This is a genomic window from Sphingobacterium bovistauri (genome assembly GCF_020295405.1).
In the GTDB taxonomy this organism is placed as follows: Bacteria; Bacteroidota; Bacteroidia; order Sphingobacteriales; family Sphingobacteriaceae; genus Sphingobacterium; species Sphingobacterium bovistauri.
The window spans coordinates 168,173-190,366 of sequence record NZ_JADEYP010000002.1 but is presented as its reverse complement, the minus strand read 5'-3'; the positions used below and the strand labels follow the sequence as shown (position 1 = coordinate 190,366).

Here is a 22,194-nt window from a genome sequence, read left to right as displayed (position 1 = left end):
CTAATTAGTGAACATAAACTAAACACATTAACTGTTTGACAATGAGTATTCCTCCATCGTTAAAAAAGGGTGACAAAATAGCTATAATTTGTCCTGCTAGCTATATATCTTCTGATCTCACAAGAGCCTATGACATTCTTAGAAGTTGGAAATTAGAACCAATAATATTTCCTTCTGTAACCGCACAATACAATCAATTTGCAGGAACAGATGAACTACGGGCACATGATTTTCAAGAAGCGTTAGATAATCGTGAAATAAAAGCAATAATCGCCGGGCGCGGAGGCTATGGTTGCGTTAGAATTATAGATAAAATTGATTTTACTTCGTTCAAAAAAAATCCGAAATGGATAATTGGATTTAGTGATATAACAGCTATACATAGCCATATTCAGAACCAGTTCGAAATACCTACTATTCATGGTCAAATGGTCAAATCCTTTTTGGATGCTACGGCAGAGTCACTCTCTACTTTAAAAGACGCACTGTTTGGACGAAATATAGATATTAAATATTCATATAATGGATATCCAAATCGATCAGGAAATGCTAAAGGAATACTTACTGGAGGAAATCTTGCTTTACTACTAAGTGTTCTCGGTTCAGATTCTGATGTCAATTACGAGAATAAAATACTTTTTATTGAAGATGTAGGAGAGTCTCATTATAATATTGACAGAATGTTATGGACATTAAAACGTGCCAAAAAAATAGACAAGTTAGCTGGACTAATCATAGGTGGATTTACAGACATGAAAGATTCAGATCCTTCGTTTGGGCAACGATACGAAGACATAATAATGGACAAGATACGTCAATTTGACTATCCTGTTGCTTTTGGATTTCCTGCAGGACATATTGAAGACAATCGGGCTTTGATTTTTGGCAAAGAAGTATCGATGAATATATCGAATGACAATATCACGCTAAACTATATATAATAAATTATGAGTCGATCAACTAGTCACATACGCAAAGATATTGGATTATTAATCATAAGAATTGCCATTGGTACTTCTATGTTAGCATTTCACGGCATTCCGAAAATATTGAGAGGTGTAGAAAGTTGGGAAAAAATAGGTTCTGCTATGCATAATATTGGTATAACATTTATGACGCCAGCATGGGGATTTATAGCTATCCTAACAGAAACAATAGGTTCAATATTGATTATTATAGGTTTATTCACACGACCAACAGCAATAGTATTAGCCATCACAATGCTAATAGCATTCATATCACACCTTTCCAAAGGTGACAGTTTTGCAGGATCATCTCACCCTTTAGAGTTAATGTTCATTTTTATCGCACTAGCCATTGCTCGAGCAGGTAAATTTAGCATAGACAAAAAATAAACATATTTTGTCATTTTGATTAGAGTTTTTTGAAAATTCAAAAAACTCTAATTTGATTTTTATTAAATGATTTAGTCATTTAAGAATTGAATAATAAAAAAGCTTTTTCAATAAACCAAAAAACTCAACGAAATACAGATATTGTAATAATATTTGCAAAAATAATAGAGGTTAATTCCTACACTGCATAAGTCCCTACCTTAGTTTCATAAATACAGAAATTATGATCATGGAGCGCATAGAAACAGGGAATAATATAATCGAAAGATCTATAAACCAAATACAAAGTCAGGCACAAAAAGTATATTGGAACTTGACGAATGACGAACTCGCACAACAAACATTAGATCTTAATCAAGGTAAATTAAATGATTTAGGTGCTTTGTGTGTTGAAACTGGGAAATTTACGGGGCGTTCTCCAAAAGATAAATTTATCGTAAAAGATAGTTTAACATCGGATACTATTGATTGGGGCGAAGTTAATATTGCTATATCAAATGATATTTTTGAAAATCTATTTCAAAAAATGACTTCATTTCTTGCGCAAAAAGATATCTGGGCAAGAAAATGTTATGCCGGCGCTGATCCCCAATACAAAATCAATGTTACAGTAATAAATACTAGACCTTGGGCTAATTTATTTTGTAATAATCTATTCATAACACCAACGTCAGATGAGTTAGCTACATTTGAACACGAATGGTTAATCTTACAAGTTCCAGAATTTGAAGCTAATCCAGAAATAGATGGCACTAGATCCTCAAATTTCACTATTGTAAATTTCACAAAAAAAGTAATCTTAATAGGTGGCTCTGCCTATACCGGTGAAATGAAAAAAGGTATTTTCTCTGTATTGAATTTTATACTTCCGCATCAATATGGTGTATTGCCTATGCATTGTTCTGCAAACGAAGGTAAAGACGGTGACGTATCTTTATTTTTCGGTCTGAGTGGCACTGGTAAAACAACACTTTCTGCTGATGCTAATCGTGCCTTAATAGGAGATGATGAACATGGTTGGACAGACAATTCAGTCTTCAATTTTGAAGGTGGTTGTTATGCTAAAGTAGTAGACCTCAGCGCAGAAAAAGAACCAGAAATTTACGGCGCGATAAAACCTGGCGCTTTATTAGAAAATGTAAATTTCTTTGCTGGTACAAATATTGTTGACTTCACAAATACTACATTAACGGAAAATACACGTGTTGCTTACCCTATTGATTATATCCCAAATGCTAAACAACCTTCATTAGGCGCAATCCCAAAAAACATATTTTTCTTGACTTGTGATGCATTTGGAATACTACCTCCAATTTCAAAATTGACAAAAGAACAAGCGATGTATCACTTTATTTCTGGTTATACTGCAAAGGTAGCTGGAACAGAAGTGGGTATTACAGAGCCACAAACTACATTTTCAGCGTGTTTTGGTCGAGTATTCTTACCCTTACATCCTACGCAGTATGCTGAATTATTAGGTAAAAAATTAGAACAACATCCTGAAGTTAATGTTTGGTTAATTAATACAGGATGGACTGGAGGAAAATACGGAGAGGGTAAACGCATGAACTTAAAATACACACGCGCTATGATTAATGCAGCAATGCGCGGCGATTTAGATCATGTGGAATATGTGCCTCATGTAATATTCGGAGTATTGAAACCACAATCATGCCCTGGTGTACCACCAGAGGTTTTAAACCCAAGAACAACTTGGTTGGATACCGAAGCTTATGACAAACAAGCTTTAGCATTAGCTAATTTATTTGTCAATAATTTCAAACAATATGAAGACCAAGCAAGCAAAGAAATTCGTTCAGCTGCTCCAAAAACTTCACTATAATATTAAATAGAAAAGCCTGTACAAATTGTACAGGCTTTTATTCTTTATCATTTATACTTAAACTTAAAACACTTTACTGTGCCAACTTTCAGAAAATGGAATTTTCCATTTTGTCAAAAGCTCTTCTGATGATCCTATCAAATTGTTAAATACAATAGTATCATTTTTAATGATCCCATCTTTGACTAACTTTTCGAAATCATTACGAGATGCTAATTGCACATTATTTTCAACGTCAACATAAGACACGCGCATCCGATTAAAAAAATCTATTCCAAACTTGGATCCTAATGATTTAATAAAGTGTACAGATTTATCAATAGAACATCCAGTTACACCTGCTACTTTTTCATCAACCTCAAGTACTAAAAATAAATTATAAAGAACAGAACTCTTCCCTGCTAAAGCAGAGCCGTGTGCTGTCCAAGAACTTACAAAATCCTGAACCAAAATATTGATTTCATCTACTTCAGAATCCAATAAAAACCGATCAGACTGATAAATCCAAACTGTACTCATAGTATTAATGATTATAATAAGGGGATATCATTATGTAAACAATCACACCAGTAACAGCAACATACAGCCACATGGGGTATGTGATACGTGCTAATTTTTTATGACGTTCGTAAGCACCTGCTATACCACGCACAAAAGTGAACAATACAAAAGGTATGATAATTATTGATAATAAGATATGCGTTATTAAAATAAAGAAATACACATATCTAATCGCGCCCTCACCGCCATAAGACGTAGACACTGATGTCATGTGATAGGCTACATACATCAACAAAAACAATCCCGAACAAACCATACATAGTTTGATTAGGTTTTCATGCAACTTTGTATTTCCTCCTTTTACAGCTGATACCGCCCAAACCAACAATACAGCAGTTAAGCCATTTATAGTCGCATATATTGGGGGTAAAAATGATAACGGCTCTACATCATAACCCATTTTTGGTAAATTAATACCAAACAATGCTGCAACCGCCAAAGGCACAATAATAGATAATGCCCAAATTATACCCTTATACTTTTTTTCTTCTTCAGTCATTGCCATATTACTTCTTTTCTATTTTTAGAGGATTATTACGTGCCTCCTCTACTAATTGTACTTTTATCTCATCTTCCAATCTCTCCATCTCCTTATTTTGGTTCATATCGTAAAAGCCACGAATGCGTCTTTCGGTATCAATCAATAAATAATTATTGCTGAATGTAAATGTAGAATCTTGATTGATATGTGCATCAATCAAAAAATTACTTTGCACATAATTCGTGATAGCCGTATCAGGCTTTACAACAAACCATGTTGATGTATATGGTTTAGCATATACATTTTGAAGTCTCTTTAAATCTTCAACAGATTCATTAGGATTAAGAGAAATTGAATAAAATTTTACTTTATGAATATTCTTAAAACGCTCAACTACCGGCTTCAAACTTGAGATCAAATTTTGAGATAAACCGTCATCATTTGCGGTAAATAAATGAACTACAGAAATTACTGTATCTTCCTTCAAGAAATCAACAGTATCCAAGTCTGCATTTATTAATTTTATCGGAGCAATTTGGTGATAACTCGTATCCGGTCTTTCACGCCCCATCTTACGATTCATCTTACCAGTAAGTACTTTATCTCCATAAATCGGAAGTTTCAAGTATTGATTAGATCCGATTTTATTAAGCGTTATATACAAAAATCCTGGCACTAGTAGTACTATAGCCAGGATTATGATAGTCGATATATTTCTCTTTTTAGAGCTGTTATTCATTACTACTTGTTAGGGAAAATTGCATGTTCTTGAAAATGGTGCAATAAATAATCTCCTTCTACCAACATCAATACAATGAAGTAAATGATGAAAATAAATACAATACCACATGTTACAATAAAGCCAGATTTCTCAAACTTCAAGTGCATAAAGTATGCTACAATATAATATGCTTTCACTAATGTCAATACGATATAAATCGTATTAACTAAAGCTCCTTTTTGTAAAATTCCCCAGTGGTGAACAAAACCTAATGCAATTAAAAATTCTAATGCTGTCAATGCCAACAATACAAAGAATATTTGCCATATCTGTTTTTTGCCCATGCCTTCTCCATGCTCGTGAGCTTCGTGTCCAGCTATATGATCGTGATGTGCCATTTAGATAATAATATAATTAAGTCAACAATTAAACTAGATAGAAGAATGTAAATACGAATACCCACACTAAATCTACAAAGTGCCAGTATAGACCTACTTTTTCAACCATCAAATACGTACCTCTATTCTCAAATGTATTGTTCATTGCCATAAAAAGAATGATAATGTTTAACAAAATACCGATCGAAACGTGGAAACCGTGGAAACCTGTAATCGTAAAGAATAAATTAGAGAACTGTAATGCTGCAGTATAAGAAATATCTTTGGTAAAATAAGGCTGTAGTGCTGCCGCAATAGCATCTGGATCAACTAACCCTGTAGCTGGATTTCTTCCGAACCAAAATCCTTGGTGATGTAAGTGAGACCATTCAATAGCTTGACAGCCTACGAACGCCAAACCACCAATAATCGTCCAGATCATCCATTTAATAACCTCTTGTTTTGAATTACGATGTCCTGCTTCTACGGCTAATACCATTGTCACAGAAGACATAATCAAGATAAAGGTCATGATACCCACGAAAACCAAAGGTTGACCTGACTCAGCAATACCCGGTACAGATTGGAAAATTTTATCCGCATCTATCCACGTAGGTTGAGCAAATTTTTGAGCACCATAATAAATTAAGAATGCCGAAAACGTAAAAGCATCTGATACTAAGAAAAACCACATCATGATTTTTCCATACTCTAAATTCCAAGGTGACTTACCACCAGACCATGGTCCGTCTTTTACCTTATCCAATTGCGATACAGTTGTTGTACTCATTGTTTACTATTATTGATTCAAAAGTAAGAAAACATATATATAAATCCATAAAAGATCTAGAAAATGCCAAAAAATAGCGGCTAGATCCATTCTAAAAACATTGCGATCTGAAGCAATTGGTTTAGCAGCACCAATAAATGCACCAAATAAAACCCAAAGTCCAGCTACAATGTGTGCCAAGTGCAAACCTGTGAAGATATAGATGAATGACTGTGAAGCATTGTTGTTTATAAAATAAACACCCTGTTTAGTCAATGTACTCCAAGATTGCAATTGTAATATAAAAAACACTATACCTAACACGATTGTGATAATTAATAGTATTTTTTGTTTTGCAAGCTGATTTAATTGAGCCGCTTTAACGGCTAAATGCAATGTCAAACTGCTCGCCACTATCACTAGTGTACTGTATATAAACGCTTGTGGCAGTATTGTTTTAATTCCTTTATCTACGCCACTCGCTGTATATACGATAAAACCACTTGAAAGCGCTGCAAACATCATAAACATCCCAATCATGCCCAACCAAAGGTTGAATTTTTGGGCTTTACGTTGCCTGTGTAAATCTTCCAATTTTATTTCGTTAGCTCCCATTTATATTATTTAAAAGGAATAAAATCAAATAGTAATACTAATTGTGTCAATGGTAAATACAAAAACGATATGTACATTACCTTTTTAGCTGTCTCATCTTTTTGTTCGATAAGATGTTGGTAACCAAACCAAGTAAAAGCTAGTCCTCCCAACAAAGAGATTATCGTAAATACCCAACCACCAAATCCGTAATACATAGGTAAAAATCCTACAGGTATCATTATAAGTGCAGATATAAAGATAAACCAAGCTGAGGCTTTATCCTTTTTTAGACTTGGTAACAATTGAATTCCCGCTCGTTTGTAATCTTCATCAGCTACCCAAGCAATAGCCCAATAATGTGGATATTGCCAAAAAAACTGAATCAAAAACAAAATAAAAGGTGTAATAACAATAGCTGATTCACTAACCGAAGCATAAGCTAATCCAAATCCCGATGATTCAAAAGCAGCAAAATAACCTATAAGGGGTGGCAATGCACCAGGTATTGCACCAATGAATACAGCAATTCTAGATTTAGGTTTTAACGGTGTATACACAAAGGCATACAGAAATATAGAAAAAACTGAAAGTAATCCAGCGATAAAATTTAATTGCACAAGTACCAATGTACCCAAAATGCCCATAAACAAACTCAACACTAAAGCCTGACCTGTGGTCATTCTTCCTGCTGGTAATGGGCGATCCATGGTGCGCTTCATCAACTTATCGATATCCTTTTCAATGATTTCATTAAAACCATTAGCTGCTCCTGTTACCAAAAATCCGCCAATCGTCAATAATACCCAATTGACCCACATGATATCACCCTGTTGCTTCGCTCCTATCAAAAATGAAATGGATGCCGAAAACACAACAGTTAACGTTAAACGTAATTTTACAAGTTTGTTAAAATCTGAAATAAAAGTTTTCATTTGACTACTCTTCTCTTTTTCTCACTTAGATAATACTACATTATCTATCTTTTCAGCTTCGTCATCAAAAGCATCAAATAATATTGCGCTCCGAAAAACAAACTTGCAATTACTAAATGTGTCGTCTGTGCAAAAGCTGGAACTGCAAATCTAGCTAATATAATTCCAGACAACATTTGTAATACTACTAATATTAAGATTATCCATGCATATTGACTTTGAATTGACGATTTACTGAATCTGCTCTTCACTAAAAAGAAGAAACACACGGCAACCAATAAAGTCACATAACCTAATATTCTATGGATATCGTAATTAACACCTATAGATTCAATCCATTGAGATCGTTGTATACCATCTGCATTTAGATGATCGATAATCTCTCTGACCTCTGTACCATATACGACTTGAACTAACGTAATAATTAATGATACAATCGCTAATGCCTTAAGACCAGTTGAAGGATAATTCACTAATATCGTCTTATTACGTAATGTCGTAGCTAAATAGAACGTATAAATACTTACTCCTACTATAAATAAAGCTAGCAACATGTGCACTGTAATAATCCACGGCATCAAATTGGTAGATACTACTATAGATCCTAACCATGCCTGAACGATTACAAAGAAAACATTAAGAACGCTCCATACAAAAATGGATGGTTTTGATTTAATATAAATAAAGGAGTAAATGGCGCTGAATAGTAAGGCAAATCCTGCTAAAACACCGACAAGACGATTTATATATTCTGTCCATGTCTTAGCTGCGTTAAACTCTTCATGTTCTAAAATAGATTTATCATGACGAAGTTTATCTGCCATATCAGAGTATCCAAAGAAATCTACAATTTTTGCAAAACGCTGATTCTTTTTAACTCGTCCTTCTATATAATGCTCTTCATAACCTTGAGGTAACTGACTAACATCTGTCGGAGGAATAATTCTATTGAAGCACTTTGGCCAGTCTGGACATCCCATACCCGAACCAGTACTTCGTACAACACCACCAGCGATAATTACAAGGAATAAAGTGATAATAGTAATTCTATTAACATTTATAAATCTCTTCTCACCTGCTGGATACATTACACTCTATTTATAATCTGTCAAAAATCTACAGAGATAGAAGGTAGGTAAAACCTAACCTTCTACTCTATTATTATCTTTATTCCATTGCTCCTGGATACGAATAGCCTCTTCATTTCCTTCGAAATCATGTGGCATATTCGAACTCATAGTTTGCGAGAATGGCGTACTTTGAGGGATAAAATCCTCGTTGTGACCTGGTTTACTGTAGTCATAAGGCCAACGGTATACTGATGGAATTTCACCTGGCCAGTTTCCGTGAATATGCTCTACAGGAGTAGTCCACTCTAAAGTATTTGAGTTCCATGGATTTTGAGTAGCTTTTTTACCTCTACAAATTGAGCCAAAGAAGTTAACTAAAAATGCTAACTGCCCAACACCTGCAATGATTGCTGCCCAAGTAACTAATATATTTACTGAAACCCACTTTTCCATAAATGCGAATTCTGTAAATGCATAGTAACGACGAGGCACACCATCAATACCCATAAAGTGCATCGGGAAGAATACCAAGTATGCTCCAATAAATGTTAACCAGAAGTGGAAATAACCTAACTTCTCGTTCATCATTCTACCGAACATTTTAGGATACCAGTGATAAACACCACACAACATACCAAAAATAGATGCTGATCCCATTACTAAGTGAAAGTGAGCTACTACAAAATAAGTATCATGTAAGTTGATATCTAATGCTGCATTACCTAAGAACAAACCTGTCAAACCGCCTGATATAAAGAATGATACCATACCGATAGCAAACATCATCGCTGGAGTGAAACGAATGTTACCTCTCCATAATGTAGCCATATAGTTAAATGATTTTACAGCTGAAGGAACAGCAATAATCAATGTTGTAATCATGAATACTCCTCCTAAGAAAGGATTCATACCCGTCACGAACATATGGTGACCCCAAACGATGAATGACAACACCGTGATACCTACTAGAGAGTAAACCATCGCATGGTAACCAAAGATAGGCTTACGTGAGTTTGTAGAAATAACTTCTGAAGTCAAACCTAATGCAGGCATTACTACAATGTATACCTCAGGGTGACCTAAGAACCAGAATAAATGTTGGAACAAGATTGGTGAACCACCTTCATTTGGTAAAATTTGACCTTGAACAACTAAATCAGACAAGTAGAAAGATGTACCTGCAGAACGATCGAAGATCAATAATACTACCGCAGAAACTAATACTGGGAAAGATAATAAACCTACTATAGCTGTTAAGAAGAATGACCAAATAGTTAATGGCATTTTCCAAAGATCCATTCCTTTAGTACGCATATTCAATATCGTAGAGATGTAGTTAACACCACCTAATACTTGAGATACGATAAATAAAGTCATTGAAGCTAACCACATAGTCATACCCAATCCAGAACCTGCAATAGCAGTTGGCACGGCTGATAGTGGTGGATAAATTGTCCATCCTGGAGATGCTGGACCACTTTCGATAAAGAAAGATGCGATCATGATAACACATGCTACAAAGAAGAACCAGTATGATAACATGTTCATCAATGGAGATGCCATATCTCTTGCACCGATTTGATAAGGAATCAATAAGTTACTAAATGTACCAGACAAACCTGCTGTCAATACAAAGAAAACCATCATTGTACCGTGGATAGTAACCAAAGACAAGAAGAAATCTGGTCTTATACGACCTCCTTCTGCCCATTTACCCAAGAATACTTCCAATATTGGAAACTCTTTATCCGGCCAAGCTAATTGAATACGGAACAAAAGAGATAATAACATGGCAAAAACTGCCATAATGATACCTGTGATCAAGAATTGCTTCGCAATCATCTTGTGATCCTGACTAAATATGTACTTAGTTAGGAACGTCTCATGGTGATGACCATGTGCATCATGATGAGCTGCGTCGTGTGATAAAACTGTACTTGACATATTATTTTATAAAAATCTTTTATAATTAATTTACTGAAGCTGTTTTCACACCTTCTGATACATTGTTACTAGCGAACTCCTTTTGCAAATCTTCAGTGAAGTATTTACCTTGTGTAGCTAACCACTCTTTATATTCAGCCTCTGTAACAACAATAACTTTCTTACCCATATTCCAGTGACCTTCACCACAGATTTTATTACATAACATAATGAAATCATATTTTGGATCGTTCATTCTATCACGCATTTCTTCTGTAGTCACCGTAGGTGTAAACTGGAAGTAGTTCGTCATACCTGGTACAGCGTTAATTTGTACACGGAAATCAGGAATATAGAATGAGTGGATAATATCTTTAGATAAAATATGGAAACGTACTGATTTATTTACTGGTATTACAATATCTTGAGGTTGCAAATCATCCCAAGAAGATTTGTCTTTAAAGTCAATACCGTAAGGGTTAGTAGGTGTAGTTAATTTGTAATTACGTTTACCTATTTCGCCATCATTACCTGGATATCTAATACTCCATTTAAATTGTTCCGCTAATACTTCAACTTGAATAGCTGATTTTTGCAATTCTTCTGGAACATTCGTGATGGATCTCCATGTAAAGAAACCAAACAATACCAAAACTGTCAACACAATTGCTGGAACAATTGTCCACAACTTTTCGATAGCATCGTTATGTGGATAATAATATGCTTGACGTTTAGCTTTAGCTCTGTATACGTATGTGAATACAAACAATACAGCATGCGTCAATACTAATACTACAGTAGTAATTACTAATGTAATAATAAACATGCGATCAATTTCTTGACCATGTTCAGTCGCAGCATCTCTCCATGACCAGCTTCCCCACACTACATAAGAATAGTATACAAAAGCAAAGAAAACAACTAAGAAAACAAGGAACAATGCAGCTTGTAAATTATTATTACCGTACTCATTGTATTTACCATTCATTTTTCTAGTTAATACATAGACTGAATGAATTTTTCCAATTACAGCAATTATTGTACAGATAACTAAGAACAATAATACATAGTAAAAGAAGTTTTTATAGACCTGAGGGTCTATCGTTTTTACCTCTTCAACTTTAGCCGTTGCTGTAGTTGCAGTGCTTGCATCAGAAGCTGCTGCTGCCACAGTAGCAGCAGTATCAGCAGGAGCTGCCGCACTATCAACAGTTGCCGCAGCAGCAGGAGCTGTAGCTACCGCTGTTGTGTCAACTACTGTCGAATCACTCTGCATTGCCATTACTGGCGCTGCAAAAAATAAGCTGATTATAAGTAGTAAACCCGCTATGGATTTAAACCCGTTATTAATTTTTAAATTCATTTCTTATATAACGTTTGAACGTAACTTCTATCAATTCAATATTAAATCTGATGGTTTAAGCTTTCATCAAGGAACGGATGATGCTTAGGAGCCAACGGATGTTTGCTAATTTTATTCATTACTAAGAAAGTAAATAAACCTGCAAAACCTATTGCTGTACCAATTTCGATTAATCCAAAACCTCTATCTGTCTCTACTGTACCAGGCATAATCATAATATAGTAGTCCAACCAGTGACCACACAATAATAATATTGCAACGAACAACATCATGTTTTGCTTACGTTTAGCATCTCTATCCACTAATAACAATAATGGAGCTAAGAAATTAATAATAATACTCAACCAAAACCATGGTTTGTATTCTGGTTCCCAGCGCTTGTAGAAGTAAACTGTCTCCTCAGGGATGTTAGAATACCAAATTAACATGAATTGAGCAAACCAAACATATGTCCAGAAAATAGAGAAACCAAACATTAACTTACCTAAGTCATGTAAGTGATTCTCATTTACCCAAGCCATGTAACCACCTTTTTTCAATAATATTAAGATAACAGTCACTACTGATATACCACTAACCCACATTGCTGCGAAATTGTACCATCCGAACATTGTAGAGAACCAGTGTGCCTCTAATGACATGATCGTATCAAATGACCAAATAGGTGTTGTGAAACCAAATATTACTAAGAAAATAGCTGATAATTTAAAGCTTTGTTTGTATGAAGAAAGACCTCCTTCTAGATCTTCTTTGTAAGACAATTTAGCTAAGATGAATGCAAAAATACTGTAACATCCCATGAACAAGATTTGACGTATAAAGAATCCTGGAATATTCAAGAATGCTTCTTTACCTGCTACCAATTTATCATAGTTAGCGTGATTAGGGTCAAATAATGTTGGATCTGTCCAGTGGTGATATAAAGTATGTGTATAAATACCACCTGCTGCAATGATCAATAAAACCACTGATGCAATAGGTAATATAGAAGCCATAGCCTGAGGAATACGAATTAAACCTGCTGACCAACCTGACTGAGTTACCATTTGTAAGGCAATAAAGAATGCTCCTGCCGCACATACGCAAGCAAAATAATATCCCATCAATAGTAGATTGGCGAAAGTTCGCATTGTATCACCTGTGTATAAACCATATCCTATGGCAGCAACACCTAATACAATAGCAACCAAGCTAACAATCTTCGCTGTACCAGCAAAAGTATATTGCTCGCTGAAATTATAATCGTGATGATGATTGTGAGTTCCCATTTATTTAATTGATGTTAGATTATTTCTTTTGTAATTCTTGAACATACATAACTACTTTCCAACGCTCTTCTGGATTCAATTGAGACGCATGTGATCCCATTGTATTCAAACCGTAGTAAATAGTATGATAAATTTTTCCTGCAGACAAATCTGCCATTAAACCACCTCTTGAAGAGTTTGCTGCCGCTGATCTTCCATATGCTGGTGGATTAGGGAAGTTTTCTAACTGACGCGTACCTCTAGAATCCGTTACCGAACGATCTTTAGTGATTGTACCATCACCTTTACCTTCCTTACCATGACATACAGCACAATTTACTAAGTATAAGTGTTGACCTTCTGCTAGATTTTGCTCGTTAACAGCTACTGGGTTAGTCAACTCAACGCCTGCTCTTGTATAATCTTCAGGTGTATTTACATACTCTGAATTAAATTTCTCATATCCTTGAGGTAAAGTACCTGCAGGGGGAGTTTGCGCTGTTTGTTTATTTGCAAAATTATTATTTGGTTGATCGGGATTGTAAGCTAAAGGATCATACATATTACGCGAAAATTCCAAACCAGTGCTTCGTGTAGTTCCGTCTCCACAAGCTGTAGTTACTGCTGCAAATGCTACAGCCGCACATACTGCATTAAGAAAATTCTTCTTATTCATAACTAACATATTTTCTTTCATTGTATTTAACTTCTACTGCACCAGCTTCTTTCAATAAAGAATCAATTAAAGCGTGATCAGTATTTTCACGTGCGTCTACTGCCAAAATAAAACGATCATCTGTCGCTCTTAAGTCCATCACGCGTGGTGCGCGTCCCGGAAATAAGTGATTGCGATAGAAAAAAGTAGCTACCATACCCAAAGCACACAATAAAATTGTAACCTCAAAAGTAACTGGTACAAAGTTAGGCAAAGGCATCGAAGGCTTACCACCAATATTCATCGGCCAATCATAAGACATCGTGTAAAACAATAAACTAAATCCTAACAAGAATCCTAAACAACCGAAACAAAATGCTGCTATAGGTAATCTAGATGGTTTTACTCCTAACTTTGCCTCTATACCGTGAATCGGCATAGGGGTGTAACAGTCATATATACTGATATTATTTGCTTGCAATTTATCTATCCCGTGCATCATTTCATCAGGATCCGCAAAACTTCCTACTATATATTTTGTATTGCTCATTGCTCTTATTTTTTACGTAAAGCGTTAATTTCTTCTTCAGTTACCGAATCGTATTTCCTTAATGAATTTTTAAAGAATTCAACTTGATCATCAGGGAAAGCACCTTCTTGAATAAGTTTAGTTTTATGTTGTAAACTTGAACTTTTCAATAATAATTTCACTTCCGCTATAGCTATACCTGGCAAGAAACGCAAGAATAACAAGAAAAGTGTAAAGAATAGACCAATAGATCCTACAAAGATACCTACGTCAACCCATGTAGGGTAAAACATTGCCCATGAAGATGGTAAATAATCACGGTGTAATGATGTAACGATAATTACAAATCGCTCAAACCACATTCCGATATTTACGATAATAGACAACACCCATGAGATAGGAATACTTGTACGAATTTTCTTGAACCAGAATAACTGAGGTGAAATCACGTTACATGTCATCATCGCCCAATAAGCCCAAGCATAAGGACCCGCTACACGATTTGCAAACGCATACATTTCATACTCTGAACCTGAGTACCACGCAATGAATAACTCTGTCAAATAAGCAACACCTACAATAGAACCAGTTACCATGATGATTTTATTCATCGCTTCGATATGGAACATTGTAATATAATGCTCAAAGTTCATCACTTTACGTAAGATTAATAATAACGTCTGTACCATCGCAAAACCCGAGAAAATCGCTCCTGCCACGAAATATGGAGGGAAGATAGTTGTATGCCATCCTGGAATTACTGAGGTAGCAAAGTCCATCGATACGATCGTGTGTACAGATAATACAAGTGGTGTAGAAATACCAGCTAAAATTAATGAGATAATCTCAAAACGCTGCCAAGTTTTTACTGAACCATTCCATCCAAATGAGAAGATAGAATAGATTCTTTTTCTCAATCCGCTAGCACGGTCACGTACTGATGCAATATCTGGTAATAAACCACAGTACCAGAAAACTAATGATACCGTGAAATATGTAGAGATTGCAAAAGCATCCCATACTAATGGTGAGTTGAAGTTTACCCAAAGAGATCCAAATTGATTTGGAAGAGGGAAAATCCAATATGCTAACCAAGGACGTCCCATGTGCGCTACAACGTAAGTTGCTGCACAAATAACGGCGAAGATTGTCATCGCCTCCGCTGAACGGTTGATTGAATTACGCCAGTTTTGGCGGAAAATTAATAATACTGCTGAAATTAGTGTTCCGGCGTGACCGATACCTACCCACCATACGAAGTCGGTAATATCCCATGCCCAACCTACTGTTTTGTTTAGACCCCAAGCACCGATACCCGTCCAAAACGTGTATCCAACGCTGATAACCCATAACATAGCTCCACATACGGCTACGATAAATCCAATCCACCAAGCTTTGTTGGGTTTATTTTCAACTGGTAATAAGATATCATCCGTAATTTGTGCATACGTGATGTCCTTACCGGTCATTAATGGTTCTCTTAATATTGATTCGTTATGCGATGACATAGTTGTTTTATTTCAAATAAAGAATAAAATTATGCTTCAAATGTGTTTCTAACCTTAGTCATGTAACCGATATTCGGTTGTACATTGATCTCTTCTAACACATAGTAAACACGCTCATTGCGTAATGCTTTTGACACCTCTGATTCTGGATCGTTCGCATCACCGAAGATAATAGCGTTTGCCGAACATGCTGCTTGACAAGCCATTTTAACATCTCCGTCTACCAACTTACGGTTTTCCATTTTTGCTTTCAATTTACCACCTTGAATACGTTGGATACACATTGAACATTTCTCCATCACCCCACGAGAACGTGTTGTTACATCTGGATTCAATACTAATTGTGTGAACTCGTTGTTCAAATAGTTATCAAAGCGTGAATCATTCCAGTAGTTGAACCAGTTGAAACGACGTACTTTATATGGACAGTTGTTCGCACAGTAACGAGTACCGAAACATCTGTTGTAAGCCATGTGGTTAAGACCCTCAGAAGAGTGAACTGTAGCTAATACAGGACATACAGTCTCACAAGGTGCATGCTCACAGTGTTGACACAACATTGGCTGGTGAACTACTGTTACATTTTCGAAGTCTTGAATATCAGCAATATCGTTCTCTTTCGTGAACTTAGTACCGTTTTCTTCAATTGTGTAGTAACGATCAATACGTAACCAGTGCATTTCACGACGACGACGAACCTCATCACGTCCTACAACTGGAATATTATTTTCTACGTTACATGCTACGATACATGAACCACAACCTGTACATGCATTCAAATCGATAGCCATTACCCACTTGTGACCTGGCTGCTCAAATTTATTCCACAAATCGTAAGTTTTGTGTGTATCAGCAAAACGTCCAGACGCTGAGTTAGGATCTTTTTGATATTGAGCAAAAGTAGTCTCACGAATGATATTACGTCCCTCAATAGTATGATGCGTTTGCGTTTGAGCTAATTCATAAGTACCAGATACTTTTGATACCGACGCTTTAGCGGCAAGTTGAACTGTACCATTGATTATTGAACCTAATGGATACGCATTTTGACCTACATTGTTACCAGCTTTACCTACCGCAGTACGACCGTAACCAACAGCTACAGAAACTGTACCCATTGCTTGACCTGGTTGTAAAACAACTGGCAATTCAATAGATTTTCCGTTTGCCTCAACTTTCACTTTACCATTTTCACCTAAACCTAATTGCTCAGCAAATTTAGGGTTGATAGCAGCATAGTTGTCCCAAGTAACTTTCGACACTGGATCAGGCAATTCTTGCAAGTATGCGTTGTTCGCGTAACGGCCATCGCGTAATGTAGTAGATTCGTATAATTTCAATTCTACATCACCAGCAATTTTCTTCGAATCAGCTACAATAGAAGAAGCTACAGAAGTAACATCTACATTAGCTATATACGCTGAACCTGTTGTTGAGCCTTTGAAAACAAAACCTGCTTGTAATACTTCTTTCCAAGCCTTTCCAGAACCAGCTAAAATACTAACCTCCCAATTTTGTTTTACGAAGTCGTAAATACTTGTTGTATCACCAGCCCATACTAAGAAACTTTGTTCAGCTTGACGAGTGTTATAAATTGGATTGATAGTAGGTTGAACAATTGTAAATAATCCTTCTTTCGCTGATGAATCACCCCAAGACTCTAAATAATTAGGAACAGGAGCAATAGCTTTCAATAAAGAAGCTGTCTCATCTTTACGATCTGCGAATGACAATGTGAATTCAACTTTTTCAATAGCTGATTTTACATCTTCTGCATTAAAGTAATTGTAAACTGGATTACTATTCAAGAATAATGCAACCCCTACTTGACCAGCTTTAGCAGCAGTTAGGAATTGTTGGAATGCAGCATCCGAACCTTGGTATTGTTTAGAGTAGTTATCTAAATCGATAATTGCGCCATAAGCACCTAATTGTGTATTGATAGCATTTACTAATGATTGAATGTTTACATCATTCGCTCCAGCTACTACAACCGCTGCACCTTTAGAAGCAACTAATTCTTTAGCTACTAACTTGATAGCAGTTTGTGCTTTAGCATTAGTAGTACCGCCCGTTACAGATTGACCTGAAATTTCATTGTATAATGAAATCAACACAGCTCCTTCTTCCGAAGGCTTTATAGCGATACGTACATCTGCATTCGACCCAGTCATTGATAAACCAGACTCGAATTGGATATGACGTGACATTTTACCATTTTTCAATGATTTGTAGTCACGATTTTTGATATAATCTTGTGAATGTTCTTCACCTGACAACCACGAACCTAAGAAATCCGCAGCTACTGAAACCACCACTTGTGCCTTACCGAAGTTGTAAGAAGGAATTACAGCTTTGCCAAATGTATTTTTGTTAGCCTCTATAATACCACTATAAGAAACTGGATCTACCTGCACCAAAGTAGCAGTAGGATATTTTGCAGTTAATTTAGCGATAGAAGCTAAAGTTGATGGAGAATTAACTGTAGTCGATACGATAGCAATTTGTTTGCCAGCTTGAGCAGCTTTATTTAAAGCAGCAATTACTGTGCTATCTAATTTAGACCATTCTACATCTTTACCATCTAATTGTGGATTTTGTAATTTAGACATATCGTATAAATCCAACACTGAAGCTGATGTAGTAGCATCAGTACCTTGATTTAATCCGACACCGTTAGGGTTCGCCTCAATAAAAATAGGACGACCTTCGCGAGTTTTTACTAAAATACTTTGTCCGTTGAATGATGAAGCGTAATAGTTAGGAATACCAGGAGTAATTTCCTCTGGCTTAATTACATAAGGAACAGCTTTGTGCACCGGTGTACGGTTACACGCTGCCAATGTAACAGCTCCCAAACCAAAACCTAAAGCCTTTAAGAAATCACGACGTGGAGTTCTTGTACTTAAGCCTGCTTCGTTTAATACATCTTCTACAGGAATAGGCTCAGCAAACTCACTCTTGCTATTCTCAACGAAAGCAGGAGTTTGATTTAACTCTTCTAAACCTTTCCAATATTTTTTATTGCTATCCATTTAAGCTGTATATAAGATTGCGTTTTCCTAATTAATTATTAATAGTGACACTTACCACACTCTAATCCACCGATCATCGCAGCAGTCATCTTCTCTCCTTTTTTCAATTTCTCGTGCGCCTCGATTAACTGATCGTAATATTTATTATCAGTATTAACCTCAGTAGTCTTGTGACAATCCACACACCATTTCATGGTCAATGGAGAATATTGATAAACCTCTTCCATTGTCTCTATAGGACCGTGACAAGTTTGACACTCTAAACCAGCTACACTAACGTGTTGTGAGTGATTGAAATAAGCGAAATCAGGTAAGTTGTGGATTCTAACCCACTCAATAGGACGAGGGTTATTACCGTACTCACGTGTATCTGGATTGTAATCCACCGCACGGTATAATTTCAAGATTTCTGGAGAAATCTCACCATCATAATGATCTGCAGCAGTCACTGTATTATGACAGTTCATACACACGTTTGCCGAAGGAATTGACGCATTCTTTGATTTATATGCACCACCGTGACAATATTGACAATCAATTTGATTCACACCTGCGTGAATTTGATGCGAGAATTTAATAGGTTGGACTGGCTTATATCCAGTATGTACACCTACATTCCACATTGTTTGCCATCCTAAAACAGCCAACAAACCAACAACCATCAAAGCAGTGAAACCAACTAACTTTTTGTTTTTCAAGAATTTCTGAGCAAACCTTACTTTACCAGACTCTTCGTAAGCTTCATTTCGAACCTTAGCAGCTTCAATTGCAGCAGCATTATTAGTGATAACTTTTTCTAAAGTCTTAATTACACGACTCAAGATAACTATCACACCAATAGCCAACAATAAAATTGCTGCAACACCAAGAATCATCAAGTTGTTTGCATCTGAACTAGCAGCAGCACCCTGAGCACCACCTTTATCAGCAGCACCAGCAGCAGCTTTCGCCTCCTCCTCCTTCACATAAGCAATGATACCTTTAATTTGATCATCTGAAAACTGTGTAAAAGCAGGCATTGCTACTTTATTCCATTCTTCAAAAATTTGATTAGCTACAGGATCACCAGAAGCAATCATAGCACCTGAATTTTTAATCCATTTCACCAACCACTCTTCTGAATGTCTTTCTGACATACCCGCTAATGCAGGCCCAGTCATCTTTCTGTCTACTTTGTGACAAGCAGTACAGTTCGCCTTAAATAACGCCGCCCCTTCCTTAGCATCCTGCGCATTCGACGACATCGTAACAGCAAATAACAATACCAAACTAACTGATATTGACTTCGCGAATCTTCCCAATACGGATGAGATATTTCTCATATTTAGCACTTTATACTATTTATTTATGAATATAAAAATTACTTTATGTACTGTTTAAAGGGTTCTCACCCATCAAACAATGCACAAAAGTATAACTTTATAAGCAATCCCTGACAATTTAATGACGCAAATTATCAATTTAAAATCATTCTAAATAACTTCATTTGTTCGTGTTTTAGAGATTTAAAGGCGCTATTCAGATAGTTTACTGTACGTTTATGTATTCTAATAACAATGAAATATCCTTGGAAACTTTTTTTTATTTCGTTTGTCATTTATTTTACATTAAAATACAGATACATTTATGATTTTGTTTCGATTATTTATAATTAAATCACTGGCATTCCTATTTATATTAAATACATCTTGCCAACACCATAAAAAACAAACATCGACATCGTTCAATAAAACTAATATGGACACATCAAACTACAACAAACTAACAGCAGAAGAAGAATACGTCATTTTGCACAAAGGAACTGAGCGACCTTTTACTGGTGAGCTATTAGAAAACAAAGAAAAAGGAACATACCTCTGTAAAAGATGTGATGCACCGCTTTATAGTTCGGAAGATAAATTTGAATCGCATTGTGGATGGCCCAGCTTTGATGATGAAATCCCTGGTGCAATCAGAAAAGAAACTGATGCAGATGGCAGACGTGTAGAAATACTATGCAACAAATGCGGAGGTCATCTAGGTCACGTGTTCACAGGAGAAAGATTCACCGCTAAGAACACTAGACACTGTGTTAATTCTTTATCTATGAAATTTGTTCCAGCAGGAAAATAAACTATCTCGCGATCAATTTACATGGGATAACCACATGCTCATTCTTCTCTAATTTACCATTGATTTGATTGACGAGTAAACGAACAACTTGTTGCGCTATTTCTTGGATGTTCTGAGAAATAGCGGATACGGGCGGATCCACCAAGCCAAAAGCTGAGTTTTCATCAAAAGAGATCAATTTATCTACATTTAATTTATATTCTTTAATTGCTTTAAGACCATTTATAGCCAAATAGTTTGTAGCAAACAGAATAGCATCCAACTTATTAACTGAGATAAAATCATGCAACTGCGAAACAACTTCTTCTTCCTCTAAGGCTGGATTAATTTTTTTGACCAATAAATCCATACCCACATTATCTACCGCTTTCATGTACCCTTCAAGACGCCCCTTCATTTGCGACTGGGTACTTATCGTAGTCACAAATCCTATTCGCTTTGCACTTTTTTGTTCCAATAAATACATTGTGCCCTGATAAGCTCCCTCAACATTCTCTGTCATGACAGTATGTGTATCTACATCGGGCAATGGTCTATCAAACAAAACAACAGGAACAGCACTTTTAATTAAATTATTTATAACATCACTCAACCCTTCTGTAGGTGCAATAATAAATCCATCAATCTGACGATCGTAAAATAATTGAATTAATTCCTTCGCCCGCTTCTCGTCATTTTTCATACTACAGTAGATAATATGGTAACCGTGATCATAAGCGAATTTTTCAATATGATCTGCAATATTTGCAAAAAATGGATTGGAAATATCCTCAACCAAAAGTCCAATACTTTTTGACTTACCAGTTCGAAGACTCTTAGCTAATTGATTGGGCTTATAATCGACTTTCTTTACATAATCCAAAACTCTCTTAGTTAATGCCTCGCTTATTCGCTTTTCTTTTGCCTTACCATTTAGGATAAAAGAAACCGTCGTCACTGAGACACCAAGATTGTTTGCAATATCACTTATAGAAAGTCTTTTTTTCATTTTGCTAATTATTGATCTGTATAGATTCTTCTAAACTAATCAATTCTAACAAATTTTATGAAATAAAATGATGTTATATTTGCTAAAAGGTTTTATCTTACAAAATATTTCATAAACTTAAAATACAA

At 35.8% G+C, this 22,194-nt stretch carries 21 protein-coding genes; 4 read left to right on the top strand and 17 right to left on the bottom strand.

Translation table 11 applies throughout. The features are described from left to right. Positions 1-41: 41 nt before the first annotated feature. The 3 genes from IPZ78_RS01940 (at position 42) to pckA (ending at position 3,198) form a co-directional block, all read left to right on the top strand. Positions 42-941, top strand: coding sequence for a S66 peptidase family protein (locus tag IPZ78_RS01940; protein WP_225551244.1), 900 nt, complete (start codon positions 42-44; stop codon positions 939-941). Between the two features lie 6 nt (positions 942-947). Beyond that, entirely contained in the window at positions 948-1,355 is a 408-nt protein-coding gene (locus IPZ78_RS01935; protein ID WP_225551243.1) for a DoxX family protein, read from the top strand. Positions 1,356-1,584: 229 nt separating this feature from the next. Continuing rightward, positions 1,585-3,198, top strand: a complete 1,614-nt coding sequence (gene pckA, locus IPZ78_RS01930; RefSeq protein WP_225551242.1) for a phosphoenolpyruvate carboxykinase (ATP) — start codon at positions 1,585-1,587, stop codon at positions 3,196-3,198. Between the two features lie 63 nt (positions 3,199-3,261). On the opposite strand, the gene IPZ78_RS01925 is transcribed toward pckA, so the two are convergent. Genes IPZ78_RS01925 through IPZ78_RS01850 form a run of 16 tightly spaced genes read right to left on the bottom strand, consistent with a single transcriptional unit; the run spans position 3,262 to position 20,288 of the window. Beyond that, entirely contained in the window at positions 3,262-3,717 is a 456-nt protein-coding gene (locus IPZ78_RS01925) for an ABC transporter ATPase (protein WP_225551241.1), read from the bottom strand. A 4-nt stretch (positions 3,718-3,721) separates the two neighbouring features. Continuing rightward, positions 3,722-4,264 carry a DUF420 domain-containing protein gene (locus IPZ78_RS01920; RefSeq protein WP_225551240.1) on the bottom strand — a complete coding sequence of 181 codons (543 nt, stop codon included), beginning with the start codon at positions 4,262-4,264 and terminating at the stop codon, positions 3,722-3,724. Position 4,265: 1 nt separating this feature from the next. Further along, complete coding sequence (locus IPZ78_RS01915) at positions 4,266-4,979, bottom strand: thioredoxin domain-containing protein (protein ID WP_225551239.1); 714 nt, start codon at positions 4,977-4,979, stop codon at positions 4,266-4,268. A gap of 2 nt (positions 4,980-4,981) precedes the next feature. Continuing rightward, positions 4,982-5,359: a cytochrome C oxidase subunit IV family protein gene (locus tag IPZ78_RS01910; RefSeq protein ID WP_225551238.1), complete on the bottom strand. Its 378-nt coding sequence runs from the start codon at positions 5,357-5,359 to the stop codon at positions 4,982-4,984. Positions 5,360-5,387: 28 nt separating this feature from the next. Continuing rightward, positions 5,388-6,128, bottom strand: coding sequence for a cytochrome c oxidase subunit 3 (locus IPZ78_RS01905; RefSeq protein ID WP_225551237.1), 741 nt, complete (start codon positions 6,126-6,128; stop codon positions 5,388-5,390). 9 nt (positions 6,129-6,137) lie between these two features. After that, a complete protein-coding gene (locus IPZ78_RS01900) occupies positions 6,138-6,722 on the bottom strand; it encodes a cytochrome c oxidase subunit 3 (RefSeq protein WP_225551236.1) in 585 nt (194 codons plus the stop codon). A 5-nt stretch (positions 6,723-6,727) separates the two neighbouring features. After that, on the bottom strand, positions 6,728-7,636 hold the full coding sequence (cyoE, locus tag IPZ78_RS01895; RefSeq protein ID WP_225551235.1) for a heme o synthase: 909 nt from the start codon (positions 7,634-7,636) through the stop codon (positions 6,728-6,730). 44 nt (positions 7,637-7,680) lie between these two features. Beyond that, on the bottom strand, positions 7,681-8,724 hold the full coding sequence (locus tag IPZ78_RS01890) for a COX15/CtaA family protein (RefSeq protein WP_225551234.1): 1,044 nt from the start codon (positions 8,722-8,724) through the stop codon (positions 7,681-7,683). A gap of 54 nt (positions 8,725-8,778) precedes the next feature. Continuing rightward, on the bottom strand, positions 8,779-10,650 hold the full coding sequence (locus IPZ78_RS01885) for a cytochrome c oxidase subunit I (RefSeq protein ID WP_225551233.1): 1,872 nt from the start codon (positions 10,648-10,650) through the stop codon (positions 8,779-8,781). A 25-nt stretch (positions 10,651-10,675) separates the two neighbouring features. Beyond that, complete coding sequence (locus IPZ78_RS01880; protein WP_225551232.1) at positions 10,676-11,992, bottom strand: cytochrome c oxidase subunit II; 1,317 nt, start codon at positions 11,990-11,992, stop codon at positions 10,676-10,678. 41 nt (positions 11,993-12,033) lie between these two features. Next, positions 12,034-13,260 (bottom strand): quinol:cytochrome C oxidoreductase, encoded by a 1,227-nt coding sequence (locus IPZ78_RS01875; protein ID WP_225551231.1) that lies wholly within the window; start codon positions 13,258-13,260, stop codon positions 12,034-12,036. A 19-nt stretch (positions 13,261-13,279) separates the two neighbouring features. Continuing rightward, entirely contained in the window at positions 13,280-13,915 is a 636-nt protein-coding gene (locus IPZ78_RS01870) for a c-type cytochrome (RefSeq protein WP_317197564.1), read from the bottom strand. Beyond that, complete coding sequence (locus IPZ78_RS01865) at positions 13,908-14,444, bottom strand: DUF3341 domain-containing protein (RefSeq protein ID WP_225551229.1); 537 nt, start codon at positions 14,442-14,444, stop codon at positions 13,908-13,910. Before IPZ78_RS01865 ends, IPZ78_RS01870 begins: the two co-directional genes overlap by 8 nt. Before the next feature lie 5 nt (positions 14,445-14,449). Beyond that, on the bottom strand, positions 14,450-15,931 hold the full coding sequence (nrfD, locus tag IPZ78_RS01860) for an NrfD/PsrC family molybdoenzyme membrane anchor subunit (protein WP_225551228.1): 1,482 nt from the start codon (positions 15,929-15,931) through the stop codon (positions 14,450-14,452). Positions 15,932-15,960: 29 nt separating this feature from the next. Continuing rightward, positions 15,961-18,966 carry a TAT-variant-translocated molybdopterin oxidoreductase gene (locus IPZ78_RS01855; protein ID WP_225551227.1) on the bottom strand — a complete coding sequence of 1,002 codons (3,006 nt, stop codon included), beginning with the start codon at positions 18,964-18,966 and terminating at the stop codon, positions 15,961-15,963. Positions 18,967-19,004: 38 nt separating this feature from the next. Next, positions 19,005-20,288 carry a cytochrome c3 family protein gene (locus IPZ78_RS01850; RefSeq protein WP_225551226.1) on the bottom strand — a complete coding sequence of 428 codons (1,284 nt, stop codon included), beginning with the start codon at positions 20,286-20,288 and terminating at the stop codon, positions 19,005-19,007. 415 nt (positions 20,289-20,703) lie between these two features. Between IPZ78_RS01850 and IPZ78_RS01845 the strand changes: the two genes are divergently transcribed. Further along, complete coding sequence (locus tag IPZ78_RS01845) at positions 20,704-21,078, top strand: methionine-R-sulfoxide reductase (protein WP_317197563.1); 375 nt, start codon at positions 20,704-20,706, stop codon at positions 21,076-21,078. A 1-nt stretch (position 21,079) separates the two neighbouring features. Here IPZ78_RS01845 and IPZ78_RS01840 read toward each other — a convergent pair whose 3' ends face one another. Beyond that, a complete protein-coding gene (locus tag IPZ78_RS01840; RefSeq protein ID WP_225551224.1) occupies positions 21,080-22,066 on the bottom strand; it encodes a LacI family DNA-binding transcriptional regulator in 987 nt (328 codons plus the stop codon). Between the last annotated feature and the right edge of the window lie 128 nt (positions 22,067-22,194).

Excerpts from the sequence above, each read along its gene's own strand:
- cyoE (WP_225551235.1), bottom strand. The coding sequence starts at position 7,636 with ATGAAAACTTTTATTTCAGATTTTAACAAACTTGTAAAATTACGTTTA.
- IPZ78_RS01920 (WP_225551240.1), bottom strand. The coding sequence starts at position 4,264 with ATGGCAATGACTGAAGAAGAAAAAAAGTATAAGGGTATAATTTGGGCA.
- IPZ78_RS01905 (WP_225551237.1), bottom strand. The coding sequence starts at position 6,128 with ATGAGTACAACAACTGTATCGCAATTGGATAAGGTAAAAGACGGACCA.
- IPZ78_RS01870 (WP_317197564.1), bottom strand. The coding sequence starts at position 13,915 with ATGAATAAGAAGAATTTTCTTAATGCAGTATGTGCGGCTGTAGCATTT.
- IPZ78_RS01900 (WP_225551236.1), bottom strand. The coding sequence starts at position 6,722 with ATGGGAGCTAACGAAATAAAATTGGAAGATTTACACAGGCAACGTAAA.
- IPZ78_RS01855 (WP_225551227.1), bottom strand. The coding sequence starts at position 18,966 with ATGGATAGCAATAAAAAATATTGGAAAGGTTTAGAAGAGTTAAATCAA.
- nrfD (WP_225551228.1), bottom strand. The coding sequence starts at position 15,931 with ATGTCATCGCATAACGAATCAATATTAAGAGAACCATTAATGACCGGT.
- IPZ78_RS01875 (WP_225551231.1), bottom strand. The coding sequence starts at position 13,260 with ATGGGAACTCACAATCATCATCACGATTATAATTTCAGCGAGCAATAT.
- IPZ78_RS01925 (WP_225551241.1), bottom strand. The coding sequence starts at position 3,717 with ATGAGTACAGTTTGGATTTATCAGTCTGATCGGTTTTTATTGGATTCT.
- IPZ78_RS01940 (WP_225551244.1), top strand. The coding sequence starts at position 42 with ATGAGTATTCCTCCATCGTTAAAAAAGGGTGACAAAATAGCTATAATT.
- IPZ78_RS01865 (WP_225551229.1), bottom strand. The coding sequence starts at position 14,444 with ATGAGCAATACAAAATATATAGTAGGAAGTTTTGCGGATCCTGATGAA.
- IPZ78_RS01885 (WP_225551233.1), bottom strand. The coding sequence starts at position 10,650 with ATGTCAAGTACAGTTTTATCACACGACGCAGCTCATCATGATGCACAT.
- IPZ78_RS01880 (WP_225551232.1), bottom strand. The coding sequence starts at position 11,992 with ATGAATTTAAAAATTAATAACGGGTTTAAATCCATAGCGGGTTTACTA.
- IPZ78_RS01850 (WP_225551226.1), bottom strand. The coding sequence starts at position 20,288 with ATGAGAAATATCTCATCCGTATTGGGAAGATTCGCGAAGTCAATATCA.
- IPZ78_RS01840 (WP_225551224.1), bottom strand. The coding sequence starts at position 22,066 with ATGAAAAAAAGACTTTCTATAAGTGATATTGCAAACAATCTTGGTGTC.
- pckA (WP_225551242.1), top strand. The coding sequence starts at position 1,585 with ATGGAGCGCATAGAAACAGGGAATAATATAATCGAAAGATCTATAAAC.
- IPZ78_RS01845 (WP_317197563.1), top strand. The coding sequence starts at position 20,704 with ATGGACACATCAAACTACAACAAACTAACAGCAGAAGAAGAATACGTC.
- IPZ78_RS01910 (WP_225551238.1), bottom strand. The coding sequence starts at position 5,359 with ATGGCACATCACGATCATATAGCTGGACACGAAGCTCACGAGCATGGA.
- IPZ78_RS01915 (WP_225551239.1), bottom strand. The coding sequence starts at position 4,979 with ATGAATAACAGCTCTAAAAAGAGAAATATATCGACTATCATAATCCTG.
- IPZ78_RS01935 (WP_225551243.1), top strand. The coding sequence starts at position 948 with ATGAGTCGATCAACTAGTCACATACGCAAAGATATTGGATTATTAATC.
- IPZ78_RS01890 (WP_225551234.1), bottom strand. The coding sequence starts at position 8,724 with ATGTATCCAGCAGGTGAGAAGAGATTTATAAATGTTAATAGAATTACT.